Raw genomic sequence first — 2,577 nt, 5'->3', positions numbered from 1 at the left:
GGCCGCGCCGCACGTTCTTCCCTCTTGTTTTTCAATTGGTTACATGAAGTGGCGAGACTCGTTTGTCGCGCCTCGGCGGTCCGGTCGTGTGAGCAGGGATCGGACGACCACATCAGCCGAATCGCAACCAGTTAGAACCGGTAACCGCAGCCTATGAATATCTCCTTTAGGATGTATCTATGCCTCATTACATCTCTTGATATCTCACACCCTTTGTGGTACCAGAATGCCATGACTTCATCAGCGCATTACTCCGCCCGTAAAAACATGTCCCGCTCAGGCTGGGCCGTGGAAGGAATCGTGCGCTAGGAAGTCGACCAAAACGATCTCTTCATCAGGCCTCGCCGGCATCGGGCGAGGCCTTTTGTTTGGCCCCTGCCTGCCGTGCGCAACAGCAGGAGCATCCGATGTCACCGCAGAAGCCCAACCTTGCATCCCAAACCGGGAGTGAAGTCGCAGCACTTGGCCGCTCCGCCGCGTTCATGACCGACGCCGCCGATAACGTTCTCGCAGCGGCCAGCCCGGATGCCGTCCTCGCAACGCATGCCGTTCCGGAAAACACGGCTGCCGCGTCGCGTGCCACGGCGACGCGGACGATCCTGACTATTCTCAAGCGGTACTGGCGCGGGTCGCAGGAGCGGCGACAACGCCAAAGAATGCGCATCGCATTGTATCGGCTCAGCGAAAGAGAGCTGACAGATATCGGATTGACGCGTGCTGACATCGAATACATCACCGCTCACCGGAGCCTGGACAGACTGAAGAACGGCACGACGGGGCTGTGGATGCATTCGGGGACGTGATGCGCCACGAGGGCCCGCGGTCGCCGATGCCGACGCGGGCCGCCTCTCGATCATGGCCCGAAGACGACGGCGTGCATGATCCGGCCCGGCACCAGCGTGAACAGGCCGGCGATGGCCAGCGCTCCGGCAAAAATCGAACTCATGATGATGGCATGCGCCCTGACGTGATGCCGGCGCGCCATGATCACGCCGATCACCAGCATCACCGGGGTGAAGATCGACAGCAGGTGAATCGGGCTCCACTGGCGCCAGAGGCGGAAGCTGTGGCCGTGGATCCAGAACGAGCTGATCGCCACGGTCAGCAGCAGCCCCACCCAGATCCAGCCGAGCACGCGATGCGGCAGCGTCCCTTTCGGTGCCAGCAATTGCACCACGCCCAGCACGAAAGCGGCGATGGCCGCCATGGCGTGAAGCGGAACGGGCGCCACCGCGTCGAGTAATGGCTGCAGCGACATGAAGACTCCCCGACGAAAAAGATCGACTTGATGTAAATGTTATTTACATCAATCTTTCCGCTGTCAAGTTCCTTCGCGTCACCTCGTTGAACGGCGCATAAAAGCAAACACCGGCGCCAGGCGCCGGTGTTTGTTGCAATAAGCTGCGTTGGACGATCAGAACGGAATGTCGTCATCCATATCGCTGCCACGGCCGCCGCCACCGCCGGCCGGAGCCGATGCCGCGACGCGACGCGGTGGCGCGCTGGACGGGCTGCTGGCGCCAAAGTCGCCACCCATGTCGCCGCCATAGCTGTCGCCGCCACCGGCACCTGCGCCGCCGCCACCTTTGCCGTCCAGCATGGTCATCGTCGAGTTGAAGCCCTGCAGCACCACTTCGGTGGAGTATTTCTCGACACCCTGCGGGTCGGTCCATTTGCGGGTCTGCAACGCGCCCTCGATATAGACCTTGGCGCCCTTCTTCAGATATTGCTCGGCGACCTTCGCCAGACCTTCATTGAAGATGACGACGCGGTGCCATTCGGTCTTTTCCTTGCGCTCGCCGGTCGCCTTGTCACGCCAGGTGTCCGAGGTCGCAATGGTCAGATTGACGACCGGATTGCCGTTCTGCATCCGCCGCACTTCCGGGTCCTTGCCGAGATTTCCAACCAAAATCACCTTGTTGACGCTTCCCGCCATCGCCGCTCTCCACGCTTGATACTGAAACAGATGATTGGCCGTTGGCGCCGACCGATGGGCCCGCGCGCAACCGCCGCTGATTTGACCCTATACGGTCCATGCCGCGCGCGGCCCGTGATCAAAGGGTTATCCACGAGATCATGCTCTATTGTGTTCTATTTTTGTTCTTTTGAAAAGGCTATTTTGGCCTCCCTTTTTCAAAACCCACCAGACCCGAACTTGCTGCGATGGCAGGCAACAGCCGGCGAAAAAACCGCGTGTATGTTCTCGCAACACACGCAAATCTCACGTGATGTTGCAGGCTGGCAACAGCCTTGAGGGTAAAATACCTGTATGACTCAGGTATTCCAATGGGGAGATAACAATGAAAAGCTTTTTGCTTGGATCTGTCGCACTCGCCGCTTTGAGCGTCGCGACGTCCGCTTCCGCCGCCGATCTGGCTGCCCGACCATATACCAAGGCGCCACCGATCGTAGCGGCATATTATAACTGGTCCGGCTTCTACATCGGCGCCAATGGCGGTTATGGAACACAGCGTGATTGCCGCGATCGCGTCACCCCGGCCGCCGATGTCGGTTGTCACGATGCTGACGGAGCAGTTGCAGGCGGTCAGATCGGCTATCGCTGGCAATCCAGCGCCT

Annotated in this window: 3 protein-coding genes and 1 pseudogene; 2 read left to right on the top strand and 2 right to left on the bottom strand. The window is 59.9% G+C overall.

The genetic code is table 11. The features are described 5' to 3' along the window. The first annotated feature begins 407 nt into the window (after window positions 1-407). On the top strand, window positions 408-803 hold the full coding sequence (locus Q0S16_RS25530; RefSeq protein ID WP_295855096.1) for a DUF1127 domain-containing protein: 396 nt from the start codon (window positions 408-410) through the stop codon (window positions 801-803). Between the two features lie 50 nt (window positions 804-853). Here the strand turns inward: Q0S16_RS25530 and Q0S16_RS25525 are convergent, their stop codons facing one another. Next, window positions 854-1,258, bottom strand: coding sequence for a DUF2306 domain-containing protein (locus tag Q0S16_RS25525; RefSeq protein WP_295855093.1), 405 nt, complete (start codon window positions 1,256-1,258; stop codon window positions 854-856). Between the two features lie 156 nt (window positions 1,259-1,414). Beyond that, window positions 1,415-1,936 (bottom strand): single-stranded DNA-binding protein, encoded by a 522-nt coding sequence (locus tag Q0S16_RS25520; protein ID WP_295855091.1) that lies wholly within the window; start codon window positions 1,934-1,936, stop codon window positions 1,415-1,417. Window positions 1,937-2,300: 364 nt separating this feature from the next. On the opposite strand from Q0S16_RS25520, the pseudogene Q0S16_RS25515 reads away from it, so the two are divergent. After that, window positions 2,301-2,577, top strand: a pseudogene (locus Q0S16_RS25515) (hypothetical protein); the annotation flags it as partial.

It is taken from the genome of Tardiphaga sp. (assembly GCF_025356345.1).
In the GTDB taxonomy this organism is placed as follows: Bacteria; Pseudomonadota; Alphaproteobacteria; order Rhizobiales; family Xanthobacteraceae; genus Tardiphaga.
The sequence above is the reverse complement of the archived record's forward strand: the minus strand, read 5'-3'. Positions and strand labels throughout refer to the sequence as shown.